The organism is Lederbergia galactosidilytica (genome assembly GCF_017873565.1).
Classification (GTDB): Bacteria; Bacillota; Bacilli; order Bacillales; family Bacillaceae_C; genus Lederbergia; species Lederbergia galactosidilytica.
Genome location: NZ_JAGGKH010000010.1, coordinates 41,163 through 59,895, shown reverse-complemented (window position 1 = coordinate 59,895; position 18,733 = coordinate 41,163). Strand labels below are relative to the sequence as shown.

Sequence of the window (18,733 nt, the reverse complement as noted above, 5' to 3'; positions counted from 1 at the left end):
AGAAGATAGGTCATATGTCTCGTTTTTAAATGTTAGAGAGGTGAAAGGAACAGAAAGTCTCAATGGTACTTTTGTCTTTGCTTGTAACTAGATTAAGAGAAAATAATTTGTATTTAATAAAGCAACTAATTTTGTAAAACTTAAGTTTAGGGAGATTGATGATGCAAAGAAAGATAAGTTTAATAAGTTGTATATTATTAATGTTTTCCGTGTTGTTCTCTCAAGGCACTTTTGCTTACGCATTAGAAAGTCCGGACATAACTGACTTTGGAGAGGATTTTAGCTATTATTTTATTCAATATGATGGAACAGAGCAGGAGATAGAGATTAGTGAGAATATAAAATTATTTTTAAATGGATGGACGGATGAATCGAAGACAACTGCTATTGGGAAAATTGAAACCTTTAACGAAAAATCAAATTCAACAGAAGAGATTAAAGAGATCACTCTTGAGGATACTACCGAACTCAGTGAACTTGTTATAAAAGAGGATGAAAAGGTTGTTTATAGATTAATGCAATCTGATTCATTTGAAGTTGAAGAGGTAAGCCCTCTTGAATTAACCACCGAGACGACTATTATCGATGAAAATGAAAATGGCACTTCTATTGAATTGCTAAAAATCAGAGATGAGTATAATACTGTGATGAATCAAGAAACAGTATATTATTTAATAGATGAAGACAGTCAAAAGGTTGAAATTACAGAAGAGGAATATGAATCTTTAAATGCTGTGGAAGACGCAGAAATAATAGATGAAACCTCAAATACTGTGGAAGATAATGAAACAAATGATTATGAATCTACAGAAGTTGAAATAGTAGAAGATGAAGAATTGGTCACTGAGGAAGATGGAGAATCAATAGAAGAGGATTTATCAAAAGAGGGACAATCAAAGGAAGCGCCATTAGAAGAAGATTTAACTTCTATTGAAGAGGAATCGAATAAAGTAGTCATGAAAAGCTATATGATACAAACTAACCAAGCTCCTTCTATTAACTATTCTACCCATGTACAAACCCACGGTTGGTTGGAAACAGTTAAAGACGGGACTTTAAGTGGAACTACGGGAAAAGCAAAACGCTTAGAAGCTATTAAAATTTCAATTAGTAATATGAACGACTTAGGTTTGAAATATTCTACACATGTACAGACTTACGGTTGGCAAGACCCTGTTTCTGCAGGAGAGGTGAGTGGAACTAGTGGTAAGCACAAGCGACTAGAGGCAATTAAAATTGAATTAACTGGTAAAGAGGCGAAAAATTATGATGTGTATTATCGCGTTCATTCCCAAACGTTTGGTTGGTTAGATTGGGCAAAAAATGGTGAACCAGCAGGAACGGAAGGACTTGCTAAACGCTTAGAAGGTATACAAATCAAATTAGTGAAAAAAGGCGGTAAGGCTCCAGGTTCCACGAATAAACCATATCTCACAGAGCCATCTGTATCTTATTCCACACATGTTCAATCCTATGGTTGGATGGGTTCAGTTAAAGATGGGAAAATGAGTGGTACAAAAGGTGAATCCAAACGGTTGGAAGCAATCAAAATAGCTTTACAGGATTCCCCATATAGTGGTGGAATTACATATTCTAGCCATGTTCAAGGAAAAGGATGGATAAGCAATGTTTCCGATAATGCCTCATCTGGTTCTACTGGACAAGGTAAGCGATTGGAAGCCATTAAAATAAATCTTACAGGCGAAGTTGCGAAAAATTATGATGTGTATTATCGCGTTCATTCCCAAACATTTGGATGGTTGGATTGGGCGAAAAATGGGGAAGTCGCTGGGACAGAAGGCTTATCTAAGCGTCTTGAAGCCATAGAAATTAAATTAGTTGAAAAAGGTAAAGAAGCTCCCGGTCCAACAGCTAGACCTTCTCTTACGAAGCCATCTGTCGTTTATTCCACACATGTCCAAACTCATGGATGGATGAATTCTGTATCAGATGGGGTAATAAGTGGAACTACGAGGAAAGCGAAACGCTTAGAAGCAATTAAGATTGAATTGAAAGATGCTCCTTTTAGTGGAGGAATTACATATTCCACACATGTGCAAAGTAAAGGCTGGTTGAAAAGTGTCTCCAACGGTGCACTATCCGGAACTAGTGGAGAAAGCAAGCGTCTTGAAGCCATTAAAATTAATCTAACTGGAGAAATGGAAAAACATTATGATATTTATTATCGTGTCCACGCCCAAAACTTTGGTTGGCTAGGTTGGGCCAATAATGGAATGGAAGCTGGATCTCAAGGCTTATCGAAACGCTTAGAGGCCATTGAAGTTAAATTAGTCTCAAAGGGCAAAGGGCCAACCGTAAATAAAGAGAGTGCTTTCAGAAGAATAGGATCAGTGGAAAATTACACAAACTACACTATTGACTTTTCAAAAATGATTGATAGACAGATGGTGGTTAATCCTAAGGCTGATGGGGCTGGGGCTTTATATGCAAGTAGGGAGTTTGTTGAATATTATGCAAATCCGAATAACTTTTCAAAAAAGTCTAGTAGTTATCTGCAATTTTTAAACCTTTCAAAAACAGCTGGGTTAAGTGTTAATGAGCTAAATAATAAAGTTCTTATTGGAAAAGGGGAATTTTCCGGCAAAGCAAATGCGTTTATTGCCGCCAGCCAAAAATATAGTATAAATGAAGTGTACTTAATCTCACATGCTCTTCATGAAACAGGTAATGGGGCATCAATTTTATCAAATGGTACTATTCAAGTAGGAGAAATAAGCAAAAATAAATGGGTTTCCTTCCTACCAAATGGGACATTTATTGCTGAATATAAAGTCAATGATGATAATAAATGGATTTGGAAAATTACCGAGGATAAAAAGTTTAATGCAAAAGATGCAAAAAATATTAAACCAATCTATAATGCTTTTGGTATTGGGGCTCTTGATCAAAATCCAGGTGTTTTGGGCTCAATAAGAGCGTATCAAGAAGGATGGTTTAAAATAGAAGATGCGATTATAGGAGGAGCGCAGTTTATATCGAATGGATATATTAATAGTGGTCAAAATACACTATATAAAATGCGTTGGAATCCAGATTTTATCGAAACTCATGGATATGCAACACATCAATATGCTACTCATGTAGCTTGGGCTGAAGCTCAAACAACAAAAATGGCAAATATATATAATCTGTTAGACGCATATGTGTTACACTTGGATATACCGAAATTTAAAAATCAACCAAGTACCTCCCCTAAGCCGACGGGTGATGCTCAATATAAGCTTGATCGTAAATTAGAGGGTAAAACTGCTGTTACAACAAGTGGACTTAATTTCAGAACTGGTCCAACGACTGGTCATAGCATTATCCAAACATTACCTAAAAATACGAAAGTAACCATTGTTGGTAAAAATGCCGATTGGTACAAAATTAAAGTGGATGGAAATGAAGGCTGGGTTTCTGGTGATTATATTGAAGTTAAATAGGTCATATGCCTGAACTGAATCCCATATTTAGTATTAAAAAGGTGCATTTTGAATATTTTCAAAATGCACCTTTTTATATTATTGTAGTTGTGTATTTTCATAAAAATACCATAGAAAATGCCAAAAGATAAATTATGCATGTTAATTGTAATTTGTTATAATTGTCGGTGGGTAACAGTATTCGACTATATTTTTAATGATATTAGCTTCTCTTCAATCCCTAGATCCAATAGTGAAACTAGGAATATGATCCGAGCGCTTTAGAAACTATATAATATATTAGTAGGAGATGATTTAATGAAGGGAATTATTTTAGCCGGAGGAAGTGGAACACGGCTATATCCATTAACGATGGTAACTAGTAAGCAGTTACTACCTGTCTATGATAAACCGATGATATTTTATCCGTTATCTACATTAATGTTGGCGGGTATCAGGGATATATTAATTATTTCGACACCGGAAGATTTGCCACGCTTTAATGCCTTACTTGGGGATGGTTCTCAGTATGGAATAAGCCTAGAATATGTAGTTCAAGAAAAACCAGAAGGGTTAGCACAAGCTTTTATTCTTGGCGAGGATTTTATTGGGAAAGACCCAGTTGCTATGATTTTAGGAGACAATATTTATTACGGTAGTGGTTTAAGAAATAAATTAATTACAGCCACGAATAGAAAGAGCGGCGCTACCGTCTTTGGGTACCATGTTCCAGATCCCCAACGATTTGGCGTTGTTGAATTTGATAGTAATGGGAAAGTTATAAGCGTGGAGGAAAAACCCCGTGAACCTAAATCAAATTACGCAATAACCGGATTGTATTTTTATGATAATCGTGTTGTCGATATTGCGAAAAATGTAAAACCTTCTCACCGTGGAGAACTAGAAATCACTTCTATCAATGAAGAATATTTAAAACTTGGAGATCTCCATGTTGAATTATTGGGTCGTGGTTATACATGGTTAGATACAGGGACACATGAAAGCTTAGTAGCTGCGACAAACTTTGTAAGAACAGTGGAAGAACATCAAGGGATTAAAATATCCGCACTTGAAGAAATAGCTTATATTAATGGGTGGATAACACAAGAAGAATTATTTCGTTCAGCAAAGGCATTTTCTAAAACAGGATATGGCCATTACTTGTTAAAAGTGGCCAATGGGGAAGTTAAATACTAGAGGTGATGATAATGAAAATTATTGATACAAATTTGGAAGGTGTCAAAGTAATTGAACCAGCTGTCTTTGGAGACCATCGAGGGTGGTTCATGGAAACGTACAGTTATTCTAAATTAATAAAAGAAGGAATAGATTTAAACTTTGTGCAAGATAATCAATCTTTTTCTGCTACAAAAGGAACGTTACGTGGATTACATTATCAATTGAATCCAAAAGCACAGACCAAACTTGTAAGATGTACGAGAGGTGCAATCTTTGATGTAGCAGTAGACATTAGAAAGGGAAGTCCCACATTTGGTAAATGGTACGGAATCGAACTTTCCGCTGAAAATAAAAAACAATTATTAGTTCCACGAGGATTCGCTCATGGTTTTATGACGATTACAGAGGATGCCGAAGTACAATATAAAGTAGATAACGACTATGCTCCCGATTGTGACCGTGGAATTATGTGGAATGATTCTACAATTGGAGTTCAATGGCCAATGGATATCGAGCCTATTTTGTCAGAAAAGGATCAACATGCACCAAGCTTAGAAGAAGCTGATATCAATTTTTTCTATGAGGAGAAATAGGATGAAGATTCTAGTAACGGGCTTTACAGGCCAATTAGGTTATGATGTTGTAAATGAAGGAAAAAGAGCAAGCTTTGACATGTACGGCGTTGGAAGCAAAGATCTAGATATAACTGTGCAAAACGAAGTGAACAATTATATAGAAGATTTAAATCCAGATGCTATTATTCATTGTGCTGCGTATACATCCGTGGATAAAGCAGAGAATGAGCGAGAAATTTGCTGGAATGTGAATGTAGAAGGAACAAAGAATCTAGCAGAAGCAGCAAAAAGAGTTGGAGCTAAATTCCTTTATGTCAGTACTGACTATGTTTTTGATGGAGAAGGCGAAACATCATTTAAGGAGACAGATCAAACAAATCCTATTAACTATTATGGTCTAACCAAGTATGAAGGCGAGAAAATAGTTCAGGAAACATTAGATAGTTTTATTGTTCGAATTTCCTGGGTTTTTGGGTTAAATGGGAAGAACTTTATAAAAACGATGTTGCGATTAGCAGATTCAAATAAAGAGATAAGTGTTGTAGGTGACCAAGTTGGTTCACCAACTTATACTTACGACTTGGCCAAATTAATAATTGAAATGATTCAAACAAGGAATTATGGAATTTACCATGCGACGAATGAAGGATTTTGTAGTTGGGCTGAATTTGCTGAGGAGATATTTAGACAGAGTAATAAAGAGGTTACAGTCAATGTTATTACAACAGAAGACTTTCCTACTTCTGCAGTAAGACCGAAAAATTCAAGATTATCTAAATCAAAGCTTGATGAGAATGGATTTTCAAGATTACCAAAATGGCAAGAGGCATTATCACATTATTTGAATGAGCTAAAATATGAGGTGAAATAGTTATGTCAAAGAAAAAGATAGTAGTTACTGGTGGGGCGGGTTTTATTGGAGGAAACTTTGTGCAGTATATGGTGGATAAATATCCAGATTATGATATTTATAATTTAGATTTGTTAACATATGCAGGTGATTTAACAAAGCATAAACAGATAGAGAATAAGAGGAATTATCATTTTATTAAAGCAGATATCAGCGATAGAGACACGATTTTGGGTGTATTTGAAAAAGAAAACTTTGATTATGTTGTACATTTTGCAGCTGAAAGTCATGTGGATCGTTCTATCACAGATCCAGAAATTTTTATAAAAACAAATGTATTAGGAACGCAAATACTTTTAGACGCTTCTAAACATATCAATGTATCTAAGTTTCTTCATGTATCAACAGATGAGGTGTATGGAGAACTAGATTTTGATCCAACTGTATTCTTTACGGAGGATACTCCGATTCAACCCAATAGTCCATATAGTGCAAGTAAGGCTTCTTCTGATTTACTAGTACGCGCATATCATGAAACATATGGTTTGCCAGTTAATATCACCCGTTGTTCTAATAATTATGGACCATATCATTTCCCAGAGAAGTTAATTCCCCTTACTATATCGAGAGTTTTAAATGATGAAAGTATTCCAGTATATGGTGACGGGAAAAATATTAGGGATTGGCTTCATGTTTATGATCACTGCTCTGCAATTGATTTAGTTCTACATGAGGGAGTTGATGGAGAAGTTTATAATGTCGGGGGTCATAATGAAAAAACTAATCTTGAAGTGGTTAAAACTATTTTAAGTACCCTTGACAAACCAGAAAGCCTTATTAAGTTTGTTGAGGATCGACTTGGTCATGATAAACGATATGCAATTGATCCTACAAAATTAGAAAATTTAGGTTGGAAACCAATTTATAATTTTGAAACTGGTATTGCTCAGACCATTCAGTGGTATTTGGATAATAAGGAATGGTGGGAGCAAATTATTAGCGGCGAATACAAAGAGTATTTTGCAAAGCAGTATTTATTAAAAGACGATAAGTAATCGTACTCTTAAGAGGTTGTCATCTATTGAAGACAACCTCTTATTTAATGCCTTACTAGGATAATATGCAAGAAGTTAACCATTTCAGCCAAAGGCTTAAGAATTTCCGTATATCAATATTTGTACTTATTTGGTCACAACAGGACTTTAAAATTTATTTGAAACAACGTGAATGGTATCTTATTGCCGTCCCACCTACCCGAATTAATAGCGAAAGGGTTGATTTTTCCTTATCTCGTAAGTGTAAAAAGTAACCTATATATTTAGACAACCTGTTAAAGATAATATAAGTAACTGGTAGAGTTATTGCCAAAGGAGCAATCGGTCTAAAAATTTTATATGGGCCAAATCCCTATATTTGGAAGCTTTTTGGAAAGATAATGAGAAGAGCATTAAATTGGCCTTTCGACCGAATATTCAGAGCCTTTTTGAGGCAAACTTTACATCATTTGGCAAAAGTAATTTATAACAATCACTAGTAAATAGCGCTTCGTAAGTGCTATATTTGAATAACTATGACCATATTGATGATGATATGGGAGCCATGTTGATAAAATTTAAAAAGAAGTGTATATTTACTATGAGTTTATGACATCTTTCAACAAAAAAATTAGTTTTATATAAACATAGAAAAAAGGAGATATCACAGTGATATATGCAGAAATCTTAGCTGGTGGGAACGGCTCAAGAATGGGAAACATAAATATGCCAAAACAGTTTTTGTCTCTAAATAATAGACCGATTATCATTCATACAATAGAAAAGTTTTTGTTGAATGACCGTTTTGATAAAATTATTATTGTATCGCGTAAAGATTGGGTTAACCACACGAAAGATATTATAAAAAAATATATTGGTGAAACAGATCGAGTTGTAGTTGTTTCAGGTGGCGATGATCGGAACGAATCTATTATGAGTGGAGTTCGTTATATTGACGAGCACTTTGGGATTAATGATGACGATATTATTGTCACTCATGATTCCGTTCGTCCATTTTTGACTCATAGAATTATAGATGAAAATATTAATGCTGCTTTAGAATATTCTGCTGTTGATACGGTGATTGAAGCAATTGATACAATTATTCGATCAGAAGACCAGGAAGTAATTACTGAAATTCCTGTTCGTGACACAATGTTCCAAGGACAGACACCGCAAAGCTTTAATATTAAAAAGCTAGTGGAACTTTATCAATCACTTGATGAGGCAGAAAAAGGTATATTGACAGACGCTTGTAAAATATTCGCATTAAAAGGTGAAAAAGTAAAGCTAGTAAGGGGAGAAGTATTCAATATCAAACTAACTACCCCTTATGATTTAAAAGTGGCAAATGCCATTATACAGGAGCGGATTTCACAATGATCAATCAAGTTTATCGATTAGTTTCTGCCCGACAATTTGAGGTTACCTATAAAGACCGAAGTTTACAATCAGACTATGTAGTGGTTCGACCTGAATACCTCTCTATTTGTGCTGCGGATCAACGCTATTACACTGGTACCCGAGGAAAAGAAGCCATGAATGCGAAGTTACCAATGGCGCTAATCCACGAAGGGATTGGTAAAGTTGTTTTCGATCGTTCAGGTAAGTTTAAAATTGGGACGAGAGTTGTGATGATTCCTAATACACCTACAGAAGTTGATGAGTATTGTGCAGAAAACTATTTGCGCTCTAGCAAATTTAGGTCAAGTGGCTATGATGGCTTTATGCAGGATTATGTGTTTTTAGAAGCAGATCGCTTAGTTGAATTACCAGGAGACATTAATCCAGAAGTAGCGGCATTTACAGAGTTAATTACTATCGCAACACATTCTATTACTCGCTTTGAAACAAAAGCGCATAAAAGAAGAAATGTATTAGGCGTTTGGGGAGATGGTAATTTAGGTTATATCACTTCCTTACTTCTTAAGAAAAAGTATCCAAACAGCAAAGTCATCGTCTTCGGCAAAAATCAATATAAATTGGATCATTTTTCCTTTGTAGATGAAACTTACCAAATTGATGAGATACCTGAAGATTTATCGATCGATCACGCCTTTGAAGCAGTAGGTGGTAGAGGTAGTGAATCAGCCATCAATCAGATTATAGATTATATCTATCCAGAAGGGTCTATTGCAATTATGGGAGTATCTGAATATCCTATTCAACTCAATTCAAGAATGGTATTGGAAAAAGGAATTACCATTATTGGAAGTAGTCGTAGTGGTCGTAATGATTTTGTTGACACAGTTGAAATGATGAAGGAATTTCCTGATATTGTGGATTATTTGACAACACTTATTGGTTCCGTTCAATCGGTTACTACAATTGGAGAAATTATTGAAGCCTTTGAAAATGATTTAACTGTATCTTGGGGGAAAACAGTATTGGCCTGGAACATTTAATAGTGCAGCTATGAAGGAAGGTAGGCATAAAAGGTGAACTTGAAATTTCTACCTACAATTACAGTTAAGTATTTTTTACGGATTGTTTATATTATAATAGCCTTCGTCTTTCCAATTAAAGAGAAAAAAGTGACATTTGCTTCCTATCGTTCAAATGTTATAGAGGGAAACTTAAACTATGTATATCAAGAAATGGTTAGTCAATATCCGGACTACCAATACTCTTTTTTAATAAAAAAATTTAATGGCTCTTTATGGGGGAAATTCGAATATTTTTTTCATATGTTGAAATCTGTCTATGCGATAGCGACGTCTAGATACTTTATTATCGATGACTTCTACTTTCCCGTTTATGTGATAAAACCGAGGAAAGGGACTGATATTATTCAGCTTTGGCATGCGGTAGGTGCGTTTAAGAAGTTTGGACTCAGCACAGTGAATAAACCTTTTGGTCCGAGCAAAGAATATCTTCAACATGTAAAAGTACATTCTAATTATTCGAAGGTATATGTTAGCGGCGAAAATGTCGTTCCTTATTATGCAGAAGCATTTGGAATGGATGAGGATAAAATCATCCCATTAGGAGTGCCACGTACAGACTTTTTCTTCGATATAGGAAAAATAAATGAAGCACAGGACAAATTTTATCTTCAGTTTCCGGAGGTAATAAACAAAAAGGTGCTTTTATACGCTCCTACGTTTAGAGGGAAAAGTCATGATCCTGAGAAAATATCTTGTCCGATTAATATTGGTGAATTAAGAGCGATGCTGGGAGATGAATATGTTTTACTCATTCATCTCCATCCTTATATGCAACAAAATTCTTGGATTCACGAGAAAGATCAATCTTTTGCGACAATGATTAATGAGAATTTTACTATCGAGGAATTAATGGCTGTTGCAGACATTCTTATTACTGATTATTCTTCGATCATTTTCGACTACAGTCTCCTTGAGAGACCAATTTTGTTCTATGCAGACGATCTCGAGGAGTATCTACAAGAACGCGATTTTTATTTTGATTACAGAAGTTTTATACCTGGCCCCTTTTTCAATGAAACAGTGGGTTTAGGGGATTGGATTTTAAATGAAAAAAGTGATCTTACAAGTATTATGAAATTTAAAGAAGATTTTTTTGACTACTTAGATGGTAAAAGTGCCAAAAGAATCGTCAATCATATTCATGGAAAAGAAATTGGTGAGATTGAGCATAGAACCCTTCAACAAACCTCTGAATAGTTAGCAAGTCTGGATTGCTTGGGGTTAAGAAGAGCAAAGGGATAAGTGTTTCTCGACCAATTTTTAAATAGAGGTGATGTCTATTGTTTATCTCATCAATTGAAAATAAAAACGCTGAACTTAAACATAATAAAAAGGTTATTCATGATATTACAAAATTTAATATTTACGGTCCATACCTCGAAATCGAAGGTTATGCGACAATAGGTGGTTTGGCAACCTTTGAAGAAGATAGAATAAGAAATACCTTATTAATTGTTCCGAAGATTGATTTCGATGAATATCGAAAGAATCATAGAAGATGTGAGGAAGAGGATTTTGATAATACTTGTGAAGAAATGACCAATGATCAGATCCTTGAAAAAGAAATGTTTCATATCCCTTTAACCAATTGCAAATTAGGGGAGATTTTAACCAATGTAGACGGAGAGCAAGATCTAGAACAATTGGGTGGATTTAGAGGGAGTATTGATTTATCAACGATTAATAAAGGGAAGCCGCTAGAGGCTGGCGAATACAATCTATATGTTAGATTGGAACAAATGCCTGATGATCAAGATGATATAAAGTACCAAAAATCCGTACCACTTTCGAGTGCAAAGAAGTTACTAGGAAGCAAACTTTTAGCAACAAAACTTCATTATTTTTCACAGAAAAGGGTATTAAAATATAATTTGTTAATTGATTTGGATAGTTACACGAAGACACTTCGCCTTAAAAGTTCACTATTGCAATCGTATGATCCTAGAGAGCTTGATGAAGATAATGAAGTACGTGAGAATAAATATATCAAAGCTATGAAACGTCGGATATTTAAACTAGCTTATATTTTATTTGGTTTATTACCAATTATGAAGAAAAAGATTGTGTTTGCTTCTGATAGTCGTTCAGAATTAAACGGAAACTTCTTCTTTGTTTATGAAGAATTGTATAAACGCGATTTAAATTTAGATATTAAATTTTTATTTAATGAAAGAATTAATGATAAAAAATCACTTTTTGAATTACTCAAAATTGCATTTCATTTTGCCACAGCTAAGGTCATTTTATTGGATGACTTCTATCCGCTTATCTACCCGTTAGACATACGAAAAAAGACCGATTTAATCCAAGTATGGCATGCTGCTGGCGCGTTCAAAACATTTGGCTTTAGCAGGTTAGGTAGACCAGGAGGACCATCGCCTAAATCGAGAAATCATAGGAATTATACAAAAGCTGCTGTAAGCAGTGAAGGCGTGAGAAAAAACTATGCAGAAGGTTTTGGAATAACGGTAGATAAAGTCTTTGCAACTGGAGTTCCAAGGTCAGATATATTTTTTGATGAAGAATACAAAAAATATGTTATCAACACATTGCATATTAAGTATCCATTCTTACAGAATAAGAAAGTTATTTTATTTGCACCGACTTTTCGAGGAAATGGACAATCATCAGCTTATTATCCCTTTGAAGTCCTCCATTTAAAAAGAATTTATGAAGAATTACATGAGGAATATGTATTTCTATTTAAAATCCATCCTTTTGTTCAAAATAAACTAGATATTCCGTATGAATTTGCGGACTTTTTCTATGATGTCAGTGACTATCGTGAAATAAACGATCTTCTTTTAATTACAGATTTATTGGTTACCGACTATTCATCCGTGTGCTTTGAATATGCGTTGTTAAATAAGCCAATGCTTTTCTTTGCGTTTGATGTTGAACAATATATTCAGGACCGTGATTTCTATTATAATTATTTTGACTTTATTCCAGGCCCATTAGTTAAGACTACGGATGAATTACTGCAGAAAATACAAGAGAGTAATTTTGAAATGGAGAAAATTCCTCCGTTTGTTCAATATTTTTTCGGTAATACATTAGGCAAAGCGTCGAAAAATGTTGTCGATGAGCTAATTATCCCGAGTTTAGAGAATAGGATTGAGGAAGAGAAAGAAACCAAGATTAATCTATCGCCGCCAAGAACAAGAATTGAACTGTTTGAAAGATCGATTGCAGAGCAGGAAAAACAAGAGAAATAAGTATAATAATTTTAATTATGTGTTTGAACCTAAACTAATCAACGACTCATTAGAGCTTTTGGGTTGTTGATTAATTAAAGTCAAAAATTCTTTGTTAATTCTAAATAGAACCTCTGGAAATTAGGGGAGTAAGTCTTTATACTCGAATTGATTTAGTTATCAAAGATATTATATGGTTTTGAATCGCTAGAAGATTTTCGTGCTGTTGTCATTCAAACTTCGTACGATTATAATTTATAAAGAACATTTGATTAATGAACCTGAAAGGAAATTGTATGAAAGCTGCTATCACAGTTATTAAAGAGCAAATTAACCACTTTTATCTAATTCGTAGATTATCCCTATATGAATTGAAGAGTAACAATAAAAGTAATTATTTGGGGATGGTTTGGGAGTTTTTGAATCCACTAATTCAGGTGCTCATATACTGGTTTGTGTTCGGAAGTATACGTCAACGTGCAGACATTGAAATTGCTCCAGGAATAGAAGTACCATTTGCTTTTTGGCTATTCGGTGGATTTGTCCTATGGACATTTTTTTACCAAGCGACAATACAAGGATCTAAGTCAATTTATACACGGCTACGCATGCTGTCAAAAATGAATTTTCCCATGAGTGTCATTCCGAATATTGCTCTATTTTCACAATTTTATATACACTTAGTCATATTAGGTGTTGTTGTGATAATATTTCAGCTTGGAGGATACTATCTTAGTGTGAGTTTTTTACAAATATTCTACTTTATTTTTGCGGGATTCTGTTTAATGTTCTCTATATCTTTAATTACATCAACATTGTCGACAATCATTAGAGATGTGCATATGTTTTTAAATGCAACACTAAGAATGGTTCTATATCTATCACCAATACTTTGGCAAGTATCCATTTTAGATGAGCCCTTACCTACTCTTATGAAACTGAATCCACTTTATTATTTGATAGAAGGTTATCGATCAGCTTTATTCGGCTTAGACTGGTATTTCATTGAACATTGGCACTATACTCTCTATTTTTGGGTTTTGGTGATTATACTGTTTTTGTTTGGCTCTACGATCCATGTTAAATTCAGAAGACATTTTATAGATTATTTATAATGGTTGTGACAATTATGGAAAAAGCGATTATCGTCAATAATATTACAAAAAAATATAAACTATATACCTCAACAAAAGAACGGATATTAGATCTTTTGACACCTAAAAATTATGGGGAAGACTTCTATGCTTTGACAGATGTAAGTTTTGAGGCGGAAAAAGGAGATATTGTTGGGTTTATAGGGATTAATGGATCTGGGAAATCGACCTTATCGAATATTATTTCTGGTATCGTGCCAGAAACTTCGGGTTCTGTCCAGGTGAATGGACAAGCTGCTTTGATTGCTGTTTCTGCGGGTTTAAAAGCTGACTTATCTGGAAGAGATAATATTGAATTAAAACTATTGATGTTGGGTTTTAATAAACAGCAGATAAAAGAACTTGAGCCAGCAATCATAGAGTTCTCTGAACTAGGTAAATTTATTGACCAACCTGTTAAATCTTATTCAAGTGGGATGAAATCAAGACTTGGCTTTGCGATTTCTGTAAGTGTTGATCCTGATATCCTTATCATTGATGAAGCTCTTTCTGTGGGAGATAAAGCTTTTGCAGAAAAAAGCCTTGAGAAAATGAAAGAGTTTAAGGATAGAGGAAAAACAATGATCTTTGTCAGCCATTCGATTGGTCAAATGAAGGAATTTTGTGAAAAGATTCTATGGCTAGAATTCGGTATGGTAAAGGAATTCGGTACTGTAGAGGAAGTTATCCCAAAATACGAGAAGTTTTTGAAAGAATATAAGAGGATGTCTAAGAAAGAGAAGGATGCATACAGAGAAACTGCATTTCAAAAAAATAAATAAAACTTTAGATTTATACTATAAAAGCGTAAGAATTCTACTAAAGAGTTCTACGCTTTTTTTTGTAAATGGCGTCCTTAGCTAAGAGTTGTTTATAACAACTCTATCTTAAAATTGGTATAAAAGTGTATCCGCTGAATATTGTTAAAGAAAGCAATACATAAAAATATTTGGAGGTCCACTCATGAAAGAATACAGCTTTATTTTATTATCAGGTGGTATTGGTAAGCGGATGCAATTGAATATTCCAAAGCAGTTTTTGTTGTTGGCGGGAAAGCCCATTTTTATTCATGTGTTAGAGAAAGTAGATGAGATTCCGGAAATTAAGGAGATTTTGCTGCCTTGCCCTGTTGAGTTCCTATTGAAAACGGAAGAGATCATCAAAGATTATGGTTTCTCAACACCGATTCACTGCATGGTAGGTGGAGCTTCGAGACAGGAGTCTGTTTATAAGGCTTTGTGTGAGGCCAAGTATGAAAATGTGATGATTCATGAGGCGGTTCGCCCATTCGTTTCGAAGGAAGAATTTCACCAGTTACTTTACACTGAAAAAGAAAGCGCTATCTTTGGTCTAGACATCCCTTTTACGGTACTACAAGGAAAAAATCAAGTGGAAGGAATTTTACAACGGGATCAACTTGTGAACGTACAATTACCCCATAAATATCCAACTAAGCGTTTATTGTATGCACATGAGTGTGCGCGAGAAGATAATCTTGAGTTTACAGAGGATGCAAGCTTGTTTTTCCATTACTATCAATCTCCTATTTCGATTTTAAAAGGAAGCGAATACAATATCAAAATTACGAAGCCAATTGACCGCAAGATTGCAGAGGCAATTTATAAAGACACAATCTTAATGGAGGGTTCCTAATGACAAAAACATGTGTGATTACAGGTGCTAGCCGTGGTATCGGAAGGGCGATTGCCATTGAATTAAGTAAAAGGAAGGATATAGGCCAGTTTATTCTCTTTGCAAGAACGGAAGAGGGACTGAAGGAAACTGTCGACTTAATGCATTCTAGTAAAAATATTGACTTACATGCAATTGATCTTACAAATTATGAAGAAGTTAGCGAGATTATGCAGATGGTCGGAGTACGATATGGAACAATTGATATACTAGTGAATGTAGCTGGATATGCCAATCCTAAATCTCTCTTGGAAACGTCTGTAGAGGATTGGGAAAAAACGTATAGAATTAATGTCCATTCTGTTTTTAACATAACGAAAGAAGCGGTAAAGTATATGAAACGATCAGGGGGACAGATTTTAAATGTTGCATCAACAGCTGGAAGCTCAGCTAGACCAGGCTGGTTAGCTTATGCTTCATCAAAAGCAGCTTTGATTAGTATGTCCCAGACTTTGTCGGAAGAGTTATCCGAATATGGAATTCGTGTCTACTGTATTTCACCAGGACGTTGTGCAACAGAATTACGAAAAGTTTTGGCTCCTGACGAGGATCCGACAACAATTATGCAACCAGAGCATGTCGGTGAGGTTGTGAATCGGCTTTTATCTGATGATGGGATCTGTTTAGATGGACAAAATATTGTGGTGAGGAAGCAAGTCGTAAAGACTTCGACTCCGCAGGCCATAAAGTAAAAAAGACATCAATTGTTGAGGCGGTAAAGTATGAACGGAAAATTAATCGACTATATACAAATTATTCTTTTGCTCTTAATCTTATTATCTGTGAATCACAAGCCCCTAAAAAAGTTGAAACTAATTGCCAAGCGTGCTCTTGTAGTTTCTCTCCATTTTTGCTCTAGGGCAATCCCCAAAAAACGAAATCTTATTGTGTTTGGTGGTGAAAATGGAAGGGGATTCAGAGGGAATACAAAATACTTATTTTTAGAAATGAGGAAAAAACCACAACTTGATTGTGTTTGGATTTCGAAAAATGATCAGGTTGTGGCACAACTCAACAAGCAAGGATATCAAGCATATAAACACCATTCTCCTAAAGGGGTCTATTACCAATTACGAGCTAAATTGGTGATCCATTCTCATTCTATCAATGATGATTTCAGTAAATCTTTTTTGGGAGGTGCTATATCGTATAATACATGGCATGGTGTTGGCCTAAAGAAAGTTTGGGGGGCAAATAAAAAAACCTTTTCGTATAAAATACTCCATGAGAAAAGTTGGCTAAAGCGTTATTTTGGAACCTTTGTTGTGAAAACAAACCAAGCGAAAACTAATTATGTCGTATCGACAAGCGAAGCCGTTTCTTCTTATTATCCGGAAACTTTTTTAGTGCCTGAAAGTCATGTGCTTCAATTGGGGCAAGTCCGGAATGATGTGTTTTTTAAGGAAACAGAAGAGGATTTACTCATCCCCGAATGGATCCGTCAACGAAAAGTAATTATGTATATGCCAACCCACCGCAACTTTGGAAAATTAGAAACGGACATTAATCTTGTGTTCGATTTTCAAAAGTTAAATCAATTATGTGCAGAAAAGGGATATATATTTTTAGTTAAGCGGCATATGTATAGTAGTGGTCAAGTTCCGAGTATCTATGAAAATATTATTGATATTAGTGAGGAAGATTATGATCCACAGCTTCTTTTAAAATATTCGGATATCTTGTTGACGGATTATTCAAGCTGTTATACGGATTATTTACTACTAGACCGTCCGGTATTATTTTACAGTTATGATCTTACTTTATATTTACAAAAGTCTAATCAAATGTATTTTAATTATTTTGATGTGACGCCTGGACCTAAGGTAAATGACTTTTCAAATTTACTAAAGGAATTAAAGGGGGCAATGGAGGATCCGACAAGCTATAAAGAGGATCGAGAACGAGTGCTCAATATTTTTTATGCAAAGGAAAATCAAGGTGAAGTATTGCAGAAACAAGTTCACTATATCGAAGAACATTTATTAAAGTGATGAAAATATTAGGTGAAAGGTAGACAGTATATGAGTTCTCTCAAGCTAGTCCCTACAATTATTGTAAAATATGTATTAAAAGCCTTTCATGGAATGTTCTGTCTATGTTTTCGTATTAATCCATATAAGGTGACTTTCGCCTCTTACAGAGCGAATCAGCTTCAGGACAATTTAGCTTTTATTCATAGGGAGATGCAGCAAAGCTATCCTGAATATAAGCCCCATTATCTTTTTAAAAAAATGGATGGATCTGTACTTGGGAAGCTACTGTATATATTTCATATGATTCATGCAACCTTTCATCTTGCCACATCACGGTATTTTATTATTGATGATTTTTATTTTCCAATTTACGTCATAAAGCCACGAAATAGAGTCGACATTATCCAATTATGGCATAGTGCAGGAGCATTGAAAAAATTTGGCCTTAGTACAGTCGGCAAACCATTTGGGCCAAGTCCTGAATATTTGAAGCATGTTGCCATTCATGGAAACTATACAAAGGCCTATGTAAGTTCAACGGAAGTCGTCCCTTACTTTGCTGAAGCATTTAATATGCCTGCAGAAAATATTTATCCACTTGGTATTCCTAGGACAGACTATTTTTACTCAAAAGAAATGATTGGGGATTTACGAATCCAATTTCAAAGAACTTATCCTCAGACAAAGAGGAAAAAAGTAATTTTATATGCTCCGACTTTTCGAGGTAAAAGTCATGCACAAGGAACATTTCGGATCCCCTTTGAGGTCGAGGAGATGAAGGAAAGACTTGGGGAGCAATACGTTTTACTTATCCATTTACATCCATATATGCGTGGGGAATTTGCGTTAGAGGAGGGGAATTTCGCCTTTCAAGTAAAGGATGCATTCTCCATTCAAGAACTCCTTGCCTTATCTGATTTACTTATCACGGATTATTCGACTGTTTTCTTTGACTATAGTTTGCTCGGACGCCCAATGATTTTTTATCCTTATGATTTAGAGGAGTATATCCGCAGTCGGGATTTCTACTATACATACGAAGACATGGTCCCGGGCCCTATGGCGGCAGACACAGAAACCTTAATCCAGCTTATTCAGAATGAAGGTGGGTCAGAGGACGAAATTGCTCAATTTCGTAATCGTTTCTTTGACCACCAAGATGGTCACTCAGCAAAGCGAATTGCCCAACATATATTTGGATGAAGAAGCCCTAGAAGGGGCTTTTTTT

General features: G+C 35.0%; 15 protein-coding genes. All 15 read left to right on the top strand.

Features of this window, described 5'->3' with window-relative positions; genetic code table 11:
- The first annotated feature begins 161 nt into the window (after window positions 1–161).
- Window positions 162–3,446 (top strand): SH3 domain-containing protein, encoded by a 3,285-nt coding sequence (locus J2Z23_RS11860; protein WP_209974044.1) that lies wholly within the window; start codon window positions 162–164, stop codon window positions 3,444–3,446.
- Window positions 3,447–3,743: 297 nt separating this feature from the next.
- Complete coding sequence (gene rfbA, locus J2Z23_RS11855; RefSeq protein WP_209974042.1) at window positions 3,744–4,622, top strand: glucose-1-phosphate thymidylyltransferase RfbA; 879 nt, start codon at window positions 3,744–3,746, stop codon at window positions 4,620–4,622.
- An 11-nt stretch (window positions 4,623–4,633) separates the two neighbouring features.
- Window positions 4,634–5,197: a dTDP-4-dehydrorhamnose 3,5-epimerase gene (rfbC, locus tag J2Z23_RS11850; protein ID WP_209974040.1), complete on the top strand. Its 564-nt coding sequence runs from the start codon at window positions 4,634–4,636 to the stop codon at window positions 5,195–5,197.
- 1 nt (window position 5,198) lies between these two features.
- Window positions 5,199–6,050 carry a dTDP-4-dehydrorhamnose reductase gene (rfbD, locus tag J2Z23_RS11845; protein WP_209974038.1) on the top strand — a complete coding sequence of 284 codons (852 nt, stop codon included), beginning with the start codon at window positions 5,199–5,201 and terminating at the stop codon, window positions 6,048–6,050.
- A gap of 2 nt (window positions 6,051–6,052) precedes the next feature.
- Window positions 6,053–7,084 (top strand): dTDP-glucose 4,6-dehydratase, encoded by a 1,032-nt coding sequence (gene rfbB / locus J2Z23_RS11840; protein WP_209974036.1) that lies wholly within the window; start codon window positions 6,053–6,055, stop codon window positions 7,082–7,084.
- Between the two features lie 648 nt (window positions 7,085–7,732).
- Window positions 7,733–8,446, top strand: coding sequence for an IspD/TarI family cytidylyltransferase (locus J2Z23_RS11835; protein ID WP_209974034.1), 714 nt, complete (start codon window positions 7,733–7,735; stop codon window positions 8,444–8,446).
- Window positions 8,443–9,468 carry a ribitol-5-phosphate dehydrogenase gene (locus J2Z23_RS11830; RefSeq protein ID WP_209974033.1) on the top strand — a complete coding sequence of 342 codons (1,026 nt, stop codon included), beginning with the start codon at window positions 8,443–8,445 and terminating at the stop codon, window positions 9,466–9,468. The genes J2Z23_RS11835 and J2Z23_RS11830 overlap by 4 nt, the downstream gene beginning before the upstream one ends.
- A 33-nt stretch (window positions 9,469–9,501) precedes the next feature.
- Window positions 9,502–10,707 (top strand): CDP-glycerol glycerophosphotransferase family protein, encoded by a 1,206-nt coding sequence (locus J2Z23_RS11825; RefSeq protein WP_209974031.1) that lies wholly within the window; start codon window positions 9,502–9,504, stop codon window positions 10,705–10,707.
- 83 nt (window positions 10,708–10,790) lie between these two features.
- Window positions 10,791–12,728 carry a CDP-glycerol glycerophosphotransferase family protein gene (locus J2Z23_RS22305; RefSeq protein ID WP_238482740.1) on the top strand — a complete coding sequence of 646 codons (1,938 nt, stop codon included), beginning with the start codon at window positions 10,791–10,793 and terminating at the stop codon, window positions 12,726–12,728.
- Between the two features lie 275 nt (window positions 12,729–13,003).
- A complete protein-coding gene (locus J2Z23_RS11815; RefSeq protein ID WP_209974029.1) occupies window positions 13,004–13,822 on the top strand; it encodes an ABC transporter permease in 819 nt (272 codons plus the stop codon).
- 14 nt (window positions 13,823–13,836) lie between these two features.
- Window positions 13,837–14,622, top strand: coding sequence for a teichoic acids export ABC transporter ATP-binding subunit TagH (tagH, locus tag J2Z23_RS11810; protein WP_209974108.1), 786 nt, complete (start codon window positions 13,837–13,839; stop codon window positions 14,620–14,622).
- 181 nt (window positions 14,623–14,803) lie between these two features.
- Entirely contained in the window at window positions 14,804–15,493 is a 690-nt protein-coding gene (locus J2Z23_RS11805; RefSeq protein WP_057982496.1) for an IspD/TarI family cytidylyltransferase, read from the top strand.
- A complete protein-coding gene (locus J2Z23_RS11800) occupies window positions 15,493–16,224 on the top strand; it encodes an SDR family oxidoreductase (protein WP_209974027.1) in 732 nt (243 codons plus the stop codon). The genes J2Z23_RS11805 and J2Z23_RS11800 overlap by 1 nt, the downstream gene beginning before the upstream one ends.
- A gap of 30 nt (window positions 16,225–16,254) precedes the next feature.
- Complete coding sequence (locus tag J2Z23_RS11795) at window positions 16,255–17,523, top strand: CDP-glycerol glycerophosphotransferase family protein (RefSeq protein ID WP_209974025.1); 1,269 nt, start codon at window positions 16,255–16,257, stop codon at window positions 17,521–17,523.
- Window positions 17,524–17,553: 30 nt separating this feature from the next.
- Window positions 17,554–18,708, top strand: a complete 1,155-nt coding sequence (locus J2Z23_RS11790) for a CDP-glycerol glycerophosphotransferase family protein (protein WP_082881475.1) — start codon at window positions 17,554–17,556, stop codon at window positions 18,706–18,708.
- Window positions 18,709–18,733: the final 25 nt, after the last annotated feature.